An 18,010-nucleotide genomic window follows, 5' to 3' on the forward strand; every position below is an offset into this window, starting at 1 on the left:
CCCGCGCCCGGTCGTTACGGCCGCTCGCCGTCCGCCAGCCGCCGGTTGATGTCGGCGATAACGCCCGGCAATTGCGCCAGCGTGTCTATCACATAATGTGCGCCCGCCGCATACAGCTTATCGGCGGCCGCCGTACGGCGCAGCTCGATCTCTGCCGCCGCCATTTGGCGGTACTCCTGCCAGGTCGCGCCAAACTCGTTGCCGGACAGCGCCAATCCGACGCTCCACATCCCGGCGTTCAGCCCTTCATGAATGCCCGGCACCGCGTCGTCCACCTTCACGCAGTGCGCCACCGCATCGATGCCCAGCGCGATGGCGTTCTGCAGCGCCATCCACGGCCCCGGCCGCCCGCCGGCCGCGAGATCGTCAGTGGCGACCCAGTAATCCGGCACGTAGCCGCGCTGCGCGGCGGCAGGCACCAGCACCTCCATCACCGCACGCGGATAACCGGAGCAGGAGCCGATTTTAATGCCCTGTTCGCGCAGCCCAGCAATCACCTGCGGCACGCCCTCGATAGGATCGGCGAAGTCGATCACTTTGGCGATTTGCAGCGGCATAAACGCCTGATACAGCGCGTCGATGTCCTGGTGGCTCATCGAGCGATCCAGCTTCTGCCGCCAGCGCGCGTCGACCGCCGGCAGCTTGCCCAGCGCCTCGATGTGCTGCCATTTGCCCAGCCCCATCGGAATGCGCGCCTCCGCCAGGCTGATGTCGATATCGAAGGTTTGTTTGAACGCCTCGACGAAAATCTGCGTTGGCGCAAAGGAACCGAAGTCCACCGTGGTGCCGGCCCAGTCGAGGATCACTGCGTTGATCTGTTTCATGGTCAATCCTTATTGATTCCAATACATCGCCTGCCCGACAGCCGCCAGCAAACGTTCGATATCTTGCGGGTAAATTTCCCCGATGTTGCCGATGCGGAAGCAGTCGCTCTGCGACACTTTGCCGGGATAGATCACAAACCCTTGCTGTTTCAGGCGCTGATAAAATTCGGCGAAGCGGTAAGTGTCGGCCTTTGGCGAATAGAATGCGGTGATGATCGGCGAATGCAATGCATCATCGAGCAGAGTCTCAAAGCCCAGCTCGCGCATGCCCGCCACCAGCCGCCGCTGATTGGTCTGATAGCGGCGGTGGCGCGCGGCAATGCCGCCCTCTTGTTCCAGCTCTTTCAGCGCCTGCGCGAAGGCCAGCACGGTGTGGGTCGGCGACGTAAAGCGCCATTTGCCGGCCTGGTCTTCCATACAGCGCCACTGGGCATACAGATCCAGCGACAGCGAGCGCGAGCGGCCAGCGCATTTCTCCAGCTCGCTGCGGCGGGCGATGACGAAAGCAAAGCCCGGCACGCCCTGAATGCATTTGTTGGCGGAGCTGATCAGAAAATCGATGCCCAGCGCGTCTACATCCAGCGGGATGCCGCCGAAGCTGCTCATGGCGTCGACGATAAAGGTCTTGCCGTTGCGCGCCGCCAGGCCGGCGACCTTCTGCAGCGGGTTGAGCATGCCGGTGGTGGTTTCGCAGTGCACCATGGCGATATGGCTGATGCGCGCATCGCTTTTCAGCACCGCCTCCATCGCCGCCACGTCCGGCTCATTGACCTCGCCGCAGTCGAAAGCGTGGTGGTCGATATCCATCAGCCGCGCCATTTCGATCATCCGCGCCCCATAGGCGCCGTTGTTGACGATCAGCAGCTTGTCCTGCGGGCCGATGGCCGTGCCCAGCACGCCCTCCACCGCAAAGCTGCCGCTGCCCTGCAGCAACACCGAGGTGTAACCGGCGGACGGCGTCGCCAGCGCCACCAACTGCTGGCGGATGCTTTGCACCACGCCCAGGTTGTAATCTTCATCCCAGGTGCAGCTGTCGAACAGCATCGCCTCTTTTACCGTTTTCGACGTGGTCAACGGGCCGGGGGTCAACAGCAGGTAGTTTCGATCGGACATGTTATTCACCTATTTGGTCTATACCAGATTGCAGGCATTGTGGCGGCAAATTCCTTCCCCGGTCAAACGACAAAGCGCGATGAAACAAAAAATTCATCTGGCTATGTATAATAAGCGCGTGCCGGAATGACGGGCCGATGCCATAGCGAGATGAAATGAAAGAACATCAGGGCGAAATGCCCCACTACCTGCAGATCAAGGATCAGCTTCAGGCGCGCATCACCCGCGGCGCGCTGCAGGCGGGCGACAAGCTGCCTTCGGAGCGCGAGCTGTGCGCCATCTTCTCCACCACCCGCGTTACCATTCGCGAGAGCCTGGCGCAGCTGGAGGCCACCGGCGCCATCTATCGCGCCGATCGCCGCGGCTGGTTCGTCACGCCGGAACGGCTGTGGCTGGATCCGACGCAGAACACCAACTTCCACCGCCTGTGCCAGGAGCAGGGGCGCGCGCCGCGCACCGCGCTGCTGTCCGGCGAAAAAACCACGGTGCCGCTCGACGTGATGCAGCCGCTGGCGCTCGAACCCTTCGACCAGGTGTATCTGCTGCGCCGCGTGCGCTACGCCGACGGCCGCGCCATCTGTTATTGCGAAAACCACTGCCTGCCGCAGCGGGTGCCGGAACTGCTCAGCCACGATCTCAACGGCAGCCTGACCGAAGTCTATCAACAGCATTACGCGTTGATTTACAGCAACATGCATCTGTCGTTCTACCCGACGGCCCTGCCTTACCGCGCCGCCAACGCGCTCGGCGCCATGGTCGGCCTGCCCGCCTTATTGCTGCGCCGGTTGAATTACGACCAGCACGGCCGCATTCTCGATTTCGATATCGAGTACTGGCGCCACGACAGCCTGCGCATCGAAGTCGATACGCTTTAACCCCGCATGACAGGGGCTGCGCCCGCCGCCCCGCCTTTCTCCCCCACGCCCAATTCCCCGTTGCCGGCAAATATATTTTGCCGCTTTCATTTGTTTGTCATATTCGCCGATTAGCGTGGCCGCACATCTGGTGTATACCAGTTACACATAAATCCGCAACAGTGAGGCTGAAGCTATGAAACTTTCTCGTCTGGTCGTGATGACCGCCATCGCACTCGGCTCCGCGCCGGCCTGGGCCGCCGACGCGGTGGTGACCGTCTACTCCGCCGATGGTCTGCACGCCGGCGATCACAGCTGGTATCAAACCCAGTTCGACGCCTTCACTCAGGCAACCGGCATCAAGGTGCAGTACGTCGAAGGCGGTTCCGGCGCCATCGTAGAGCGGCTGTCGAAAGAGCGCAGCAACCCGCAGGCCGACGTGCTGGTGACGCCGCCGCCGTTCATCCAGCGCGCCGCCGCGGAAAAACTGCTGCAGGATTTCACCCCGCAGGATGCGGCGCAGATCGCCGAGGCTCAGCCGCAGTTCGTGCCGCTGGTAAACAACTACCTGAGCTTCATCTATAACGCCAAACTGTTGCCGCAGGCGCCCGCCAGCTATCAACAGCTGCTGGACGCGCAGTTCCGCAACAAGCTGCAGTACTCCACGCCGGGCCAGGCCGGTGACGGCACCGCAGTATTGCTGCAGGCGTTTCACAGCTTCGGTAGCAAAGACGCCGGTTTCGACTACCTCGGCAAGCTGCAAAGCAACAACGTCGGCCCTTCCGCTTCCACCGGCAAGCTGACCGCGCTGGTCAATAAAGGCGAGCTGTTGGTGGCCAACGGCGATCTGCAGATGAACCTGGCGCAGATGCGCAGCAACCCGAACGTGCAGGTGTTCTGGCCGGCCGGGCCGGACGGCAAGCGCAGCACGCTGGCGCTGCCTTACTATGTCGGCCTGGTGCAAGGCGCGCCGCAAAGCGCCAACGGCAAAAAGCTGATCGACTTCCTGCTGAGCAAAGAAGCGCAGAGCAGCGTTAGCGCCATGTCCTACGGCATGCCGGTGCGTAAGGACGTCATCCCGACCGACGATAACTTCAAGCGGTCGCAGGCGGCGCTGGAAGGCGTGGACATCTGGGCGCCGGACTGGAATCAGGTGGTAAGCAGCCTGTCCGCCGATATCTCACGCTGGCACAAGGTGACCGAATGACGCTGACAATGCCTTCTACCCTCTCTTCCCGCGCCGAGGCGCGGGATAGCAGCCAGGACATCGCCGGGCCGTCGGGCATTCAGCTCGACCGCGTCAGCGTGGCGTACCGCGGCACCGAGGTGCTGAAACCCCTGACGCTCACCATCGCCCCCGGCGAAGTGCTGGCGCTGATCGGCCCCTCCGGTTCGGGCAAAACCACCGTGCTGCGGGCGATCGCCGGCTTCGTGCAGCCCTCCGCCGGGCGTATTGCCATCGGTGACGTCGATGTCACCGACGTGCCACCTTATGAGCGCGGCCTGGGCATGGTGGTACAGAACTACGCGTTGTTTCCGCATATGCGCGTCGAGGACAATGTGGCGTTCGGCCTGCGCGCGCAGGGCAAGCCGCGCGGCCTCACCGCCGAGCACGTCGAGGAGGCGCTGGCCATCGTCGGCATGTCCGCCTACGCCAGGCGTTATCCCAGCCAGCTCTCCGGCGGCCAACAGCAGCGCGTGGCGATCGCCCGCGCCATCGCGGTGCGCCCCAAAGTCTTGCTGCTGGATGAACCGCTGTCGGCGCTGGACGCGCAGATTCGCCACAGCATGGTGGAAGAGATCGCCCGCCTGCACCGCGAGCTACCGGAGCTGACCATCCTGTACGTCACCCACGATCAGGGCGAAGCGCTGACGCTGGCGAACAAGATTGGCATCATGCGCGACGGCCACCTGATCGCCCACGGCGAGACCCGCGCGCTGTACCGTCATCCCACAAACCGCTTCGCCGCCGAGTTCCTCGGCCGCGCCAACCTGCTGCCGGCCACCGCGCTGGAAACCACCGCCGGCCAAGGCATGACCACCGTCAGCTGCGCCGGAAAAGTGATCGGCTGTTTCACCTACGGCGCACAACGCGGCTTCGACAAACTGCTGTGCATTCGGCCGCAGCATATTGCGCTCAATGCCGATGCCCAGCGCAGCAACTGCATCGTCGGCACGCTGCGCGATATTCACTGGCAGGGGGAGTTGACGCACCTGCAGTTCGACGCGCAAGGCCACCCGCTGCGCGTGGTCACCACCCATCAGAGCCGGATGCCGCAGATCGGCGAGCGCGTGCCGCTCTATTTCGCCCCTGACGACGCGGTACTGATCGAGGACTGACATGACCGACTCTACGCTTATTCGCCCGGCCCGGCGGCCGCGTTCACCGCGCCGTTTATGGATCCTGCTGCCGCTGCTGGTGCTGGCGACGCTGTTTTTCTATCCGCTGGCGCTGATCGTCAAACAGGCGTTTACCGACGATCAGGGGCTGTTCAGCGCCGCCGCGCTGCAGCAGGTGTTCGAATCCCGACGCTTTGTCAGCGCCCTGCTCAATACGCTGCAGATTGCGCTGCTGGCGACGCTGGGCTGCCTGGTGCTCGGCACCCTGCTGTCGCTGCTGCTGGTGTTCACGCCGTTCCCCGGCAGCCGGCTGATCGCCTGGGTGATCGATACCTTTATCGCCATGCCGACCTTCCTGATCACCTTGGCCTTCACCTTTATCTACGGCTCCGCCGGCCTGCTGAACGGTACGCTGATGGCGACCTTCGGTTTTACCCTGCCGCCGGTGGACTTTCTTTACTCCATCTGGGGCGTGATCCTGGCGGAAATCACCGTGTTTACGCCGCTGGTGATGCGTCCGCTGATGGCGGCGCTGTCGCAGATCGATCGCAGCCAGCTCGAAGCCGCCAGCATCCTCGGCGCCCGGCCGGGGCGCGTGGTGCGCCAGGTAATTTTGCCCGCCGCGCTGCCGGCCTTGCTGGCCGGCGGCAGCCTGTGCCTGCTGTTGACCACCAATGAGTTCGGCATCGTGCTGTTTATTGGCGCCAAGGGTGTCACCACGCTGCCGATGATGGTCTACTCCAAAGCGATTCTGGAGTCGGATTATGCCGTCGCCTGCGCGATCGCCGTCGTGAATATCGCGCTGTCGCTCGGGCTGTTCTCCCTTTACCGCTACGCCGCGGCGCGCGCCGGGCTGAGGAACTGACGATGTTGATTTGGTCTCGCACCGGCCGCACCCTGACCTGCACGCTGGCGGTCACGCTGTTCGCGCTGTTCTTCTGCCTGCCGCTGGCGGTGATCCTGATGTCCAGCCTGAGCGAACAGTGGAACGGCGTGCTGCCGAGCGGTTTCACCCTCAGCCACTTCCGCCAGGCCTTTGGCGGCGCCTCCTGGGACGCGCTGGTCGCCAGCCTGGCTATCGGTTTCAGCGCCAGCCTGTTCGCGCTGCTGTGCGGCACCTGGGCGGCGTTGGCGCTGCGCCACCATCAGGGGCGCGGCCAGCGCCTGCTGAGCACGCTGTTCTTCATTCCCAGCGCGGTGCCTTCGGTGTCGATCGGTCTCGGGATGCTGGTGGCGTTCAGCCAGGGGCCGCTGCAGATGAACGGCACCTTCCTGATCGTGCCCGTCGCGCACTTCGTGCTGATTTCCGCCTTCACCTTCGGCAACGTGATGGCCGGGCTGGCCCGGCTGCCTGGCGACTACGAGAACGTCGCCGCCAGCCTGGGCGCTTCCCCGCTGTTCCGCCTGCGCCACGTCACCCTGCCGATGATCGCCCCCTATATGATCTCCGCCTTCGCCCTCAGCCTGTCGCTGTCGATGGGAGAGCTGGGCGCGACCATGATGATCTACCCGCCGAGCTGGGCAACGCTGCCGGTCACTATCTTCAGCCTGACCGATCGCGGCAGCATCGCCAACGGCGCGACGCTGACCATGATCCTGGTGGCGGCCACGCTGTTGCTGATGTTAGTGCTGGAACGGATTTCGCAGCGGCTGACGCCGGGCGTGAAATAGCCGCAAGGCGCTGCCATGGCAGCGCCTTGTTCATGGAAGCGAAGGGTCAGAACGGATAGTCGTGATAGCCCTGCTGTTCACTGATGCGCCGGGCGGCGACGTGCAACAGCGCCACATACTCCTCCCGCGCCGCATCGGAAAAGCGCAGCGTCGGGAAAGAGATGCTCAACCCGGCGATCGCCACCCCAAACCGATCGAATACCGGCACCGCGATACAACGGATCCCCACTTCCTGCTCTTCGGCATCTTCGCCGTATCCCTGCTCACGCACCCACCCCAGCACCGGCAGCAGTTCGGCGGCGCTGGTCAGGGTATGCTCGGTGCTGCGGGTAAATTCAATCTGCGACAGGATCTGCGCCACCTCATCCCGATCGCGCCAGGCCAGCAGCACTTTACCGATGGCAGTGCTGTGCAGCGGGTTGCGGCGACCGATGCGCGAATACATGCGCAGGTTGTACATCGCGTCGATCTTGTGGATATAGACGATACCGTCCTCATCCAGGGCGCCAAGGTGGATGGTTTCGCGGGTGCGGTTCGACAGTTCGCGCATCTGCACGTCGGCGCTGCGGATCAGATCGACGTTCTGCAACGATTTGGCGCCCAGCTCGAACAGCTTGAGCGTCAGCGCATATTTTTCCGTCTCCCCTTCCTGCGAAACGTAGCCCAGCGCTTTCATGGTCTGCAGAAAACGGTAGACGGTGCTTTTGGACATCATCACCCGCTGGGACAGTTCAGTAATGCCAATCTCGCGCTCATCGCCGAGCGCCTGCAAAATACCGAACACTTTCATCACGGATGAGACGGCATCCGGTTGCTTGTCTGAATCTGCGTTAGCCATGGCGAATACCCTACTTAACGGTTCTGTTTCAGGAAATTTAAACAAGGGTTTCAGTATAATCGGAACAGATCGCGACGCGCAACGCAGTTGAACGCTAAGCACTTGAAGCCAAATGGATAACCGCCGGCCCGCTCACCGCCGCTTACAATTCAGCGGACAAGGGGCATGCAATCACGGGCGAATATGATTAGCATGATAATACTCCCCTGAATAAATACCGCTGAGACCAACATGCGTCCTTGTTCCGACGGCCTCCCCGTCCCGCAACGCTATGGGGCGATCCTCGCCATCGCCCTCGGCATTACCGTATCCGTGCTCGACGGCGCGATAGCCAACGTGGCGCTGCCCACCATCGCGCGCGATCTCAACGCCAGCCCGGCCAGCTCCATTTGGGTGGTTAACGCCTATCAGCTGGCGATCACCGTCTCTCTGCTGTCGCTGGCGTCGCTCGGCGATCTGATCGGTTATCGCCGCATCTATCAGGCCGGGCTGCTGGTGTTCAGCATCACCTCGCTGTTCTGCGCCCTGTCCGACTCGCTGCTCACGCTGACCATCGCCCGCGTGCTGCAAGGCTTTGGCGCCGCCGCCATCATGAGCGTCAACACCGCGCTGATCCGCATCATCTATCCGCAGCGTTTTCTCGGCCGCGGCATGGGCATCAATTCGCTGATCGTCGCCTGCTCCTCGGCGGCCGGGCCGACGGTGGCGGCGGCGATCCTGTCGGTCGCGTCCTGGCAGTGGCTGTTCGCCATCAACCTGCCGATCGGCCTCGTCGCGCTGCTGCTGGGCATGAAGTTTCTGCCGGCCAACGGCCAAAAAAGCGATAACCGCCGTTTCGATCCCACCAGCGCCGTGCTGAACGCGCTGACCTTCGGCCTGCTGATCACTGCCATCAGCGGCTTCGCCCAGGGCCAGAGCCTGACGCTGATCTTCAGCGAGATCGCCGCGCTGCTGGCGATTGGCGCGGTGTTCGTGCGCCGCCAGCTGCGCCAGGAATTTCCGCTGCTGCCGGTCGACCTGCTGCGCATCCCGATTTTCGCCCTGTCGATGGGCACCTCAATCTGCTCGTTCGCCGCGCAGATGCTGGCGATGGTATCGCTGCCGTTCTTCCTGCAAAGCACGTTGGGCCGCGACGAGGTGGCGACCGGGCTGCTGCTGACACCTTGGCCGCTGGCGATCGTCGTCATGGCGCCGATCGCCGGCCGGCTGGTGGAGCGCGTGCACGCCGGCCTGCTGGGCTGCATTGGGCTGGCGGTGTTCGCGTTCGGGCTGTTTTCGCTGGCGCTGCTGCCCGCGGCTCCGTCAAATTGGGACATCATCTGGCGCATGGTGCTGTGCGGCGCCGGCTTCGGCCTGTTCCAGTCGCCCAACAACCACACCATCATCTCCGCCGCGCCGCGCAACCGCAGCGGCGGCGCCAGCGGCATGCTGGGCACCGCCCGGCTGCTGGGGCAAACCTCGGGCGCCGCGCTGGTGGCGCTGATGTTCAACCTGTTCCCCACCTCCGGCACCCACGCTTCGCTGCTCCTGGCAGGAATATTCGCCACTCTGGCGGCGGCGGTCAGCAGCCTGCGCATCACCCAATCGACGGCGCAAGCGGCGCAGCCGAGCCGCGAGGTGAAATAGCGGACATAAAAAAACCCCGGCGAGCCGGGGTTTTTCCTTTCATTCAGCCGATTACTTCAGGTACTGGCCGGAACGCAGCGCTTCGATGCGCTTATCGAGCGGCGGGTGCGACATGAACAGCTCGCTGAACGACTTGGATTTGCCGTTGATGCAGAACGCCATCATGCTGCCCGCTTCCTGCGGCTCGTAGCTGGTTTTCAGGCGCTGCAAGGCGGCGATCATCTTCTCGCGACCCACCAGCTTGGCGGAGCCGGCGTCGGCGTAGAACTCACGGTGACGCGAGAACCACATGGTGATGATGCTTGCCAGGATGCCGAACACCAGTTCCAGCACCATCGACACCGCGAAGTAAATCATCGGGTTGCCGTTGCCTTCCCCTTCACCGTCGCGGTTGCCCAGGAAGCCGGCGGCAACCTGCGCGATCAGGCGCGAAATGAAGATGACGAAGGTGTTCACGATGCCCTGAATCAGGGTCATGGTCACCATATCGCCGTTGGCGACGTGGCTGATTTCGTGCGCGATGACCGCTTCCGCTTCGTCGCGGCTCATGCTCTGCAGCAGGCCGGTGCTGACGGCGACCAGCGAGGCGTCGCGGCGTGCGCCGGTGGCGAAGGCGTTGATGTCCGGCGCGTGGTAGATAGCAACCTGCGGCATGGCGATGCCCGCCTGCTGCGACTGACGGCGCACCGTTTCCAGCAGCCAGTTTTCGGTTTCGTTACGCGGTTGTTCAATCACTTCCCCGCCGACGGAGCGCAGCGCCATCCACTTGGACATCAGCAACGACACGAAAGCGCCGCCGAAGCCGAACAGACCGGCCATGATCATCAGGCCCTGAACGCTACTGGATTGGATTCCTGTCAGGCTGAGCACCAGCCCGAAAACCAACATCACCGCCAGGTTGGTGAGCAGGAACAGAGCTATACGCATCATAAAATGTTTACTTCCTCATAAATGTTAACAAAACGCTGTCTAAGATACCCTAGATCGTATGGGCATTCGTCACAGTTTCAAGAGTCGTGCGTCATTAACCTACTAAAAATACGAAACTTTACAAAAACGGCGCGCGACCGGGATTTGGCAAATTGTAAACGATTGTTGCGCAAGGCGGAGGGTTTTTTGCCATAAATTTGTCAGGCGACGCATAAGCCCGCCCCCATTCCCCCTGCAGGGAAGCAGGCCTTCGCGGCACCATAAAAAAACGCACCCGAGGGTGCGTTTTTCATCCTGCCGGACGCGGCCTTATTTGGCCGGCGTTGGCTGCTGAGCGGGCCGATCTTTTTCCAGATGAGCCAGCTCCAGCGCGATATGCACGGTTTCATCCAGGTACGGATCCGGTTCCTGGTAATCCTTCGGCAGATCGTCGAGCGATTTCAGCGGCTTCTTGCCAGCGCGTTCCAGGCGCTCGTTGATGCGTTTCAGACGGGTCGCATCGTCGTCGTGGTTCTCTTTCTCGCGCACCGCCAGATTGAGGGACACGATGTTGCGTTTATCCTTCAGCGCCTTGTAATGCGCGATATCCTGCGCGATGTACTGGAACTCCGGATTCTGCGCGATGCGCTGCTGGTGATCTTTCAGCAGTTCCGGCTCGAACGGCGCCATATCGCCGGTCTTGCTGTAGGTCGCCGCATTGATGCTGTCCCACGGCATGGCGTTGTCTTCAAACGCTTCGCCGGTTTCCGCCGGATCGACGCCGGTCGGCATCAGAATGTCCGGGGTCACCCCTTTGCGCTGGGTGCTGCCGCCGTTGACGCGGTAGAACTTCTGAATGGTGTACTGCACCGACCCCAGCGCCGGCCACTCAGGGCGCAGCATCTGATCGTAGATGCGGTTCAGCGAACGGTACTGCTGCACGGTGCCTTTACCGAAGGTCGGCTCGCCGACGATCAGCGCGCGGCCGTAATCCTGCATCGCCGCCGCGAAGATCTCGGAGGCGGAGGCGCTGAAGCGATCGACCAGCACCACCAGCGGGCCTTTGTAGTAGGTCACGCCGTCGGTGTCGGCGTCTTCACGCACTTTGCCGTTGTTGTCGCGCACCTGCACCACCGGGCCGCTCGGAATGAACAGGCCGGACAGCGACACCGCTTCGGTCAGCGCGCCGCCGCCGTTGGTGCGCAGATCGATGATCACGCTCTTGACGTTCTGCTTGGCCATCTTCTGCAGCTGCACTTTCACGTCATCGGTCAGACCGACGTAGAAGCCGGGGATGTCGAACACCGCCACCTTCTCTTTGCCGACGGTCTTGATGGTCATTTTCACCGCGCGGTCTTCCAGGCGGATGCGCTCGCGGGTCAGGGTGACCACGCGGGTTTTGGTGCCCTTGCCGGCCGGCAGGATCTCCAGGCGCACCTTGCTGCCTTTCGGCCCTTTGATCAACGACACCACGTCGTCCAGGCGCCAGCCGATCACGTCCACCATCGGTTTGCCGGCCTGGCCGACGCCGACGATGCGATCGCCCACGGTGATCGCCTTGCTCTTCGCCGCCGGGCCGCCCGGCACCATCGAGTTGATCAGGGTGTAGTCGTCATCCATCTGCAGCACCGCGCCGATGCCTTCCAGCGACAGGCTCATTTCGGTGTTGAACTGCTCAGTGTTGCGCGGAGACAGATAGTTGGTGTGCGGGTCGATTTCATGCGCAAAGGCATTCATCGCCAGCTGGAAGACGTCTTCGCTGTTGCTTTGCGTCAGGCGCTTGATGGCGAACTGATAGCGCTTGGTCAGCGTGTCGCGGATTTCTTTGTCGGTCTTGCCGGTCAGCTTGAGGTTCAGCTCGTCATAGGTGACTTTCGCATCCCACAGGCTATCCAGCTCGGCCTTGTCTTTCGGCCACGGCGCTTTACTGCGGTCGAGATCGATAGTGCCGTTGCCGGTGAAGTTCATCGGCTTGTCCAGCAACGACAACGCATAGGTGTAACGCTCAAAGCGGCGTTTCTGCGCCAGATTGAACAGCGCGTAGAAGGTGTCCAGCTTGCCGGTTTTCAGCTCTTCGCCCACCTGATTGCGTTTGCCGGCGAACTGCGCCACGTCGGAGGCCAGCAACACGTTATGGCTGTAGTCCAGCATGTTCAGGTAGCGATCGAAGATCTTGCCTGAAAACTCCGCGTCGAGGGCGAACTGGCGGTAATGAGAGCGAGTGAAGCGCGAGGTGACGCGCTCACTCACCGTAGCGTGCTGAGGTTCCTGTTGCAGTTGAGGCAGTTGGCCGATGCGGATGTTGGCTGTTTCCGCGCCGTAACTGACACCCGCCCACAGCAGCCCTGCAATCGCTGTTAATCTGACGAATTTGTTCATGCCTGGGTTGGCCTCCGTATCAGAACTGCAAGTGTTCTGCGCGCACAATCATCGCCAGACCGGAAGAGAGCTGCACACGTACGCCATCTTTAGCGATTTCGAGTACGGTAGCATCCATCGCGCTCTTGCCTGCTCTGACTTTGATTTCCTGGCCAATTTGCAGTTTAGAGATATCCGTGACTGGCGCATAACGCGGCTGGTTTTCCTCTTTTGCTGCACGAGGTTGACGAGCTGGCTGTGGGCGAGTTTGTGGGCGCGGCTTGCGGTTCTCCGGCGCGGCTCCGCCTTCGCGACGTGCAGCGGGCTTTTTACCGGCTGGGCGCGGACGGCGTGGCGCGGCATCGGCGGATTCACCGGCGGCTTCACGTTTTTTGGCGTTTTGTTCGGCACGCTGTGCCTGAACGCGCGCTTTGGCTTCTTCAAGCTGCTGGCGAGCATGATCGACATGCTGCTGCTCCAGTTCACCGCACGGATTGCCGTCCAGATCGACGCGCTGCGCGCCGACTTTGACGCCGTACAGGTAACGCCAGCTTGAGGTGTACAGGCGCAGGGCAGAACGCAATTGCGTTTTGCTGAGATTCTCTTCCCCCTGCACGCGCTCTACCAAATCCTGAAAAATACCGATTTTCAGCGGACGAGCTTCGCCTTCGGCGCTAAAGCAGAGCGGAAAACGCTCGGCAAGAAAAGCAATGACTTCTTTACTAGAGTTCAACTTAGGTTGATTTTCCATGAAATTTCCTGATTACAACGGTATTGCCAACAAGCCACAGGCATGAACAGGCGTCATTATAATGACGCCATCGGTAATTGCCACGTTAACCGTCGATCAACTTGCCGCCACAGTCACATATTTCGCACTGTCGCACTGTTCCAGTTGCTCACAAAGCCCCGCCACCACTGCTTTCAAGCCCGCTTCGTCCTGTTCGTCGAAGCGTTGATAAACCGTGCTGTCGATATCCAAAACGCCGATCGCTCGGCCGCCAACCGCCAGCGGCAGCACGATTTCCGCGTTGCTGGCCGCATCGCAGGCGATATGGCCCGGGAACGCATGCACGTCGCCGACGCGCTGCACGCGATTTTCCGCCACCGCCGTGCCGCACACGCCCTTGCCCACCGGAATACGCACGCAGGCGATCTTGCCCTGGAACGGCCCCAGCACCAGCTGGCCGCCATCCATCAGATAGAAACCGACCCAGTTCACGTCATCCAGACGCTCGTTGAGCAACGCGCTGGCGTTGGACAACGCCGCGATAAAGTTGGTTTCCCCGCCGAGCAACGCGCTCAGGTCACGTTTTAATTCCGCGTAGAATTGTTCTTTTGTCATGTGATAACCATTGAAACAGTGAAGATGGCCAGAAGCCCAAAGCTTAGGCCCTATAAAATAAGCATTAAATGCGTATAGCCACAAGGTTAATCATCTGTTGCTTCACAAAACCCTGTCGCTCGGGGTATGTTTGCCGCTCAGAATCCCGGTTTACCTCGTTTTACCGTCCGGCGCCCGATCGCCAGTGACGCGGCCGGTTTATTTTTCAGCTACGCTGACAGTTCCGGCGGGCTCAAGGGCAGCGACTTGTCAAAGATGAAAATACACGCGATCACCGCCCCCCTTTCCAAAGCGCGCCACCAGCGCTGCTGCGAGTGCGATCTGCTGTTCGTGCTGCCGCCGCTCAGCGGCAACCAGGCCGCCTATTGCCCGCGCTGCAACGCCAAGGTGGTGAACGGCCGCGACTGGTCGATGACGCGCCTGACCGCCATGGCGATCGCCATGCTGCTGCTGATGCCGTTCGCCTTCACCGAACCGCTGATCAGCATCCGCCTGCTCGGCACGCGCATCGACGCCAGTTTGCTGGAAGGCATCTGGCAGATGAGCCGTCAGGGCGACCCGCTTACCGCCAGCATGGTGGCGTTCTGCACCATCGGCGCCCCGCTGACGCTGGCGCTGTCGTTGCTGTACCTGCGCTTCGGCCACGCGCTCGGCATGAACCTGCGGCCGGTGCTGCTGATGCTGGAGCGGCTGAAAGAGTGGGTGATGCTGGACATCTATCTGATCGGCATGGCGGTGGCGGCGATCAAGGTGCAGGATTACGCCGACATCCAGGCGGGCAGCGCGCTGATCGCCTACCTGTCGCTCACCCTGCTCAGCATCCTGACGCTGATCCACGCCAACCTGGAGCAGCTGTGGGAGCGTTACTATCCGCAGGAACAGCCGAAAGGCCCGCCGGCGGCGCTGCACATTTGCCTGTCCTGCCACTATACCGGCTACCCCGACGCGCGCGGCCGCTGTTCGCGCTGCCACGTGCCGATGTGCCACCGCCAGCCTTACAGCCTGCAGAAAACCTGGGCGGCGCTGATCGCGGCGATGATCCTGTTGATACCGGCCAACCTGCTGCCGATTTCCATCATTTACGCCAACGGCGTGCGCCTCGAAGACACCATATTCTCCGGCGTGGTCTCGCTGGCCACCTCCGGCAACGTGCCGATCGCCGCCATTGTGTTCATCGCCAGCGTGCTGGTGCCCTTTACCAAAGTGATCGTGCTGATCACGCTGTTGTTCAGCATTCACTTCAAAACCTCGCACAGCCTGAAGACGCGCATTCGTCTGCTGCGTCTGGTCGCCTGGATCGGCCGCTGGTCGATGCTCGATCTGTTCGTTATCGCCTTGATGATGTCGCTGGTAAACCGCGACCAGCTGTTATCTTTTACTATGGGACCGGCCGCGTTTTACTTTGGCTCGGCGGTCATTTTGACTATTCTTGCCGTTGAGTGGCTGGATAGCCGATTGATTTGGGATGCACATGCAACAGGAAACGCCGACTACACCGACTGAAGCGCGGGTCAAGAACAAGCGCCGCATTTCACCGTTCTGGTTACTGCCGTTCATCGCCCTGCTGATCGCCGGGTGGCTGGTCTATAACAATGTCCAGGAGCGCGGCACCACCGTCACCATCGATTTCCAATCGGCGGCGGGCATCGTCGCCGGCCGCACGCCGGTGCGCTATCAGGGCGTAGAGGTCGGCACGGTGCAGAAAATCAGCCTGAGCAAAGATTTGCGCAGCATCGTGGTGGAGGCCAGCATCAAAAGCGATCTGGAAGACTCGCTGCGCGAAGGCACCCAGTTCTGGCTGGTGACGCCCAAAGCCTCGCTGGCCGGGGTCTCCGGGCTCGATGCGCTGGTCGGCGGCAACTATATCGGCATGATGCCCGGCAGCGGCAAGGAGCAAACCCACTTCACCGCGCTCGATACCCAGCCGAAATACCGCCTGAACACCGGCGAGCTGATGATCCACCTGCACGCCGACGATCTCGGCTCGCTCAACAGCGGCTCGCTGGTCTACTACCGTAAAATCCCGGTCGGCAAGGTGTATGACTACACTATCAGCGAAGGCAACAAGGGCGTGACCATCGACGTACTGATCGACCGCCGTTTCGCCAACCTGGTGAAGAGCAACAGCCGCTTCTGGAATGTCTCCGGTTTCAAGGGCGATTTCAGCCTGTCCGGCGCGACGGTGCAAATGGAGAGCCTGGCGGCGCTGGTCAACGGCGCCATCGCCTTCGATTCGCCGGCCGATGGCCAGCAGGCCAAGGGCGATCAGAGCTATACCCTGTATCCGGATCTGGCCCACAGCCAGCGCGGCGTCAATATCCTGCTGGATCTGCCGAGCGGCAACAGCCTGAGTGAAAACCGCACGCCGCTGATGTACCAGGGGCTGCAGGTCGGCACCCTGACCAAGCTGACGTTGCAACAGGACAGCAAAGTGGTCGGTGAACTGACCATCGATCCTTCGGTGGTCGATCTGATGCGCAGCGGCACCCGCATCGTGATGCGCAGCCCGCGCATCAGCCTCAACGACGCCAAGCTCAGCCAACTGCTGACCGGCACCACGCTGGAGCTGGTGCCGGGCGAAGGTGAGCCGCAGCAGCGCTTCAACGTGCTGGACAGCAGTGAAACGCTGTTGCAGCAGCCTGGCGTGCTGACCGTCACGCTGAATGCGCCGCAAAGCTACGGCATCGACGTCGGGCAACCGCTGGTGGTGCACGGCGTGAAAGTCGGCCAGATCCTGAGCCGCACCCTGACCGCCGGCGGCGTGGTGTTCACCGCCGCCATCGACGCGCAGTATCGCGGCCTGCTGCACAAAGACAGTAAATTCGTGGTCAACAGCCGGCTCGACGTCAAGCTGGGCATCGACGGTATGGAAGTGCTCGGCGCCAGCGCCCAAGAATGGGTGGACGGCGGCGTGCGCATTATTCCCGGCAGCAAGGGGGAACCGGGCGGCCAATACCCGCTGTACGCCAACAGCGAAAAAGCCGAGGAAGGCATCGTCGGCAACGCCCCTTCCACCACCCTGACCCTCAGCGCCACCAGCCTGCCGGACGTGCAGGCCGGTTCGGTGGTGCTGTACCGCAAATTCCAGGTGGGCGAGATCGTCAACGTTCGGCCGAAGGCCAACGAGTTTGAGGTGGACGTCTACATCAGCCCGGAATACCGCAAGCTGCTGACCCGCGAAAGCATCTTTTGGGCCGAAGGCGGCGCCAAGGTGCAGCTCAACGGCAGCGGGCTGACGGTGCAGGCTTCGCCGCTTAACCGCGCGCTGAAAGGCGCCATCAGCTTCGACAACCTGCAGGGAGTGACGCTCAACAAGGGCGCCAACCGCGTGCTGTACGCCAGCGAAACCGCCGCCCGCGCGGTGGGCAGCCAAATCATGCTGCGAACCTACGACGCCAGCAAGCTGTCGGCGGGTATGCCGCTGCGCTACCTCGGTATCGACGTCGGCCAGGTAGAGTCGCTGCAGCTGGCGCCGGAGCGCAACGAAGTGTTGGCCAAAGCGGTGCTGTATCCGGAATATGTGCACACTTTCGCGCGCCTGGGCAGCCGCTTCTCGATCGTTTCGCCGGAGATCTCCGCCGCCGGCGTCAGCAATCTCGATACCCTGCTCCAGCCTTATATCAACGTGGAGCCGGGGCGCGGCCGCGAGCTGCGCACCTTCGAGCTGCAGCAGGCCAGCATCACCGACTCGCGCTATCTCGACGGCTTGAGCGTAGTGCTCGACGCCGCCGAAACCGGCTCGCTGCAGATCGGCACGCCGGTGCTGTTCCGCGGTGTAGAGGTCGGTACCATCACCGGCTTCTACCTTGGCGCCATGTCCGATCGGGTGCACGTCGCGCTGCGCATCAGTAAGAAATATCAGCATCTGGTGCGCAACAACAGCGTGTTCTGGCTGGCTTCGGGTTACAACCTGCAGTTCGGCCTGACCGGCGGCGTGATCAAGAGCGGCACCTTTCAGCAGTTCATCCGCGGCGGTATCGCCTTCGCCACGCCGCCGACCATTCCGCTGGCGCCGAAAGCCACGCCGAACAAACACTTCCTGCTGAATCCGGAAGAGCCTAAGGACTGGAAAACCTGGGGTACCGCCATTCCGCGCGATTAAATTTCGCATTTTCCTCAGGGCCTGGCATCG

At 62.0% G+C, this 18,010-nt stretch carries 15 protein-coding genes; 8 read left to right on the forward strand and 7 right to left on the reverse strand.

The window, feature by feature from the left end; genetic code table 11:
- Nucleotides 1-14: 14 nt before the first annotated feature.
- Complete coding sequence (gene phnX, locus ACJ8IN_RS11545) at nucleotides 15-824, reverse strand: phosphonoacetaldehyde hydrolase (RefSeq protein ID WP_060424272.1); 810 nt, start codon at nucleotides 822-824, stop codon at nucleotides 15-17.
- A 9-nt stretch (nucleotides 825-833) separates the two neighbouring features.
- On the reverse strand, nucleotides 834-1,937 hold the full coding sequence (gene phnW, locus ACJ8IN_RS11550) for a 2-aminoethylphosphonate--pyruvate transaminase (protein WP_041034837.1): 1,104 nt from the start codon (nucleotides 1,935-1,937) through the stop codon (nucleotides 834-836).
- A gap of 155 nt (nucleotides 1,938-2,092) precedes the next feature.
- Between phnW and phnR the strand changes: the two genes are divergently transcribed.
- The 5 genes from phnR to ACJ8IN_RS11575 all read left to right on the forward strand — a co-directional run bounded on the left by phnR (nucleotide 2,093) and on the right by ACJ8IN_RS11575 (nucleotide 6,802).
- Nucleotides 2,093-2,812 (forward strand): phosphonate utilization transcriptional regulator PhnR, encoded by a 720-nt coding sequence (gene phnR / locus ACJ8IN_RS11555; RefSeq protein WP_033653907.1) that lies wholly within the window; start codon nucleotides 2,093-2,095, stop codon nucleotides 2,810-2,812.
- Nucleotides 2,813-2,987: 175 nt separating this feature from the next.
- Entirely contained in the window at nucleotides 2,988-3,998 is a 1,011-nt protein-coding gene (locus ACJ8IN_RS11560; RefSeq protein ID WP_060424271.1) for a 2-aminoethylphosphonate ABC transporter substrate-binding protein, read from the forward strand.
- 8 nt (nucleotides 3,999-4,006) lie between these two features.
- The gene (gene phnT, locus ACJ8IN_RS11565; protein ID WP_308326147.1) at nucleotides 4,007-5,131 is read left to right on the forward strand and encodes a 2-aminoethylphosphonate ABC transport system ATP-binding subunit PhnT; all 1,125 of its coding nucleotides are present in this window, start codon (nucleotides 4,007-4,009) and stop codon (nucleotides 5,129-5,131) included.
- Between the two features lies 1 nt (nucleotide 5,132).
- The gene (gene phnU, locus ACJ8IN_RS11570) at nucleotides 5,133-5,996 is read left to right on the forward strand and encodes a 2-aminoethylphosphonate ABC transporter permease subunit (protein WP_060427719.1); all 864 of its coding nucleotides are present in this window, start codon (nucleotides 5,133-5,135) and stop codon (nucleotides 5,994-5,996) included.
- Nucleotides 5,997-5,998: 2 nt separating this feature from the next.
- A complete protein-coding gene (locus ACJ8IN_RS11575; protein ID WP_033638295.1) occupies nucleotides 5,999-6,802 on the forward strand; it encodes an ABC transporter permease in 804 nt (267 codons plus the stop codon).
- A gap of 46 nt (nucleotides 6,803-6,848) precedes the next feature.
- Here the strand turns inward: ACJ8IN_RS11575 and kdgR are convergent, their stop codons facing one another.
- Nucleotides 6,849-7,640: a DNA-binding transcriptional regulator KdgR gene (kdgR, locus tag ACJ8IN_RS11580; RefSeq protein WP_060427717.1), complete on the reverse strand. Its 792-nt coding sequence runs from the start codon at nucleotides 7,638-7,640 to the stop codon at nucleotides 6,849-6,851.
- Between the two features lie 231 nt (nucleotides 7,641-7,871).
- Here kdgR and ACJ8IN_RS11585 point away from each other — a divergent pair, with 231 nt between their 5' ends.
- Nucleotides 7,872-9,266 carry an MFS transporter gene (locus ACJ8IN_RS11585; protein ID WP_060427715.1) on the forward strand — a complete coding sequence of 465 codons (1,395 nt, stop codon included), beginning with the start codon at nucleotides 7,872-7,874 and terminating at the stop codon, nucleotides 9,264-9,266.
- 51 nt (nucleotides 9,267-9,317) lie between these two features.
- On the opposite strand, the gene htpX is transcribed toward ACJ8IN_RS11585, so the two are convergent.
- The 4 genes from htpX to ACJ8IN_RS11605 form a co-directional block, all read right to left on the reverse strand.
- Complete coding sequence (gene htpX / locus ACJ8IN_RS11590) at nucleotides 9,318-10,196, reverse strand: protease HtpX (RefSeq protein ID WP_033638291.1); 879 nt, start codon at nucleotides 10,194-10,196, stop codon at nucleotides 9,318-9,320.
- A gap of 309 nt (nucleotides 10,197-10,505) precedes the next feature.
- Nucleotides 10,506-12,554 (reverse strand): carboxy terminal-processing peptidase, encoded by a 2,049-nt coding sequence (gene prc, locus ACJ8IN_RS11595; protein WP_033638289.1) that lies wholly within the window; start codon nucleotides 12,552-12,554, stop codon nucleotides 10,506-10,508.
- Nucleotides 12,555-12,573: 19 nt separating this feature from the next.
- The gene (proQ, locus tag ACJ8IN_RS11600; protein WP_033638287.1) at nucleotides 12,574-13,284 is read right to left on the reverse strand and encodes an RNA chaperone ProQ; all 711 of its coding nucleotides are present in this window, start codon (nucleotides 13,282-13,284) and stop codon (nucleotides 12,574-12,576) included.
- 96 nt (nucleotides 13,285-13,380) lie between these two features.
- The gene (locus tag ACJ8IN_RS11605; protein WP_033638286.1) at nucleotides 13,381-13,878 is read right to left on the reverse strand and encodes a GAF domain-containing protein; all 498 of its coding nucleotides are present in this window, start codon (nucleotides 13,876-13,878) and stop codon (nucleotides 13,381-13,383) included.
- Between the two features lie 255 nt (nucleotides 13,879-14,133).
- On the opposite strand from ACJ8IN_RS11605, the gene yebS reads away from it, so the two are divergent.
- Together yebS and ACJ8IN_RS11615 are read left to right on the forward strand one after the other, a co-directional pair.
- Complete coding sequence (gene yebS, locus ACJ8IN_RS11610) at nucleotides 14,134-15,381, forward strand: membrane integrity lipid transport subunit YebS (RefSeq protein ID WP_039567108.1); 1,248 nt, start codon at nucleotides 14,134-14,136, stop codon at nucleotides 15,379-15,381.
- The gene (locus ACJ8IN_RS11615) at nucleotides 15,350-17,980 is read left to right on the forward strand and encodes a PqiB family protein (protein WP_033638759.1); all 2,631 of its coding nucleotides are present in this window, start codon (nucleotides 15,350-15,352) and stop codon (nucleotides 17,978-17,980) included. Before yebS ends, ACJ8IN_RS11615 begins: the two co-directional genes overlap by 32 nt.
- Nucleotides 17,981-18,010: the final 30 nt, after the last annotated feature.

This window comes from Serratia sp. CY31944, from assembly GCF_052169175.1.
Taxonomy (GTDB): domain Bacteria; phylum Pseudomonadota; class Gammaproteobacteria; order Enterobacterales; family Enterobacteriaceae; genus Serratia; species Serratia sarumanii.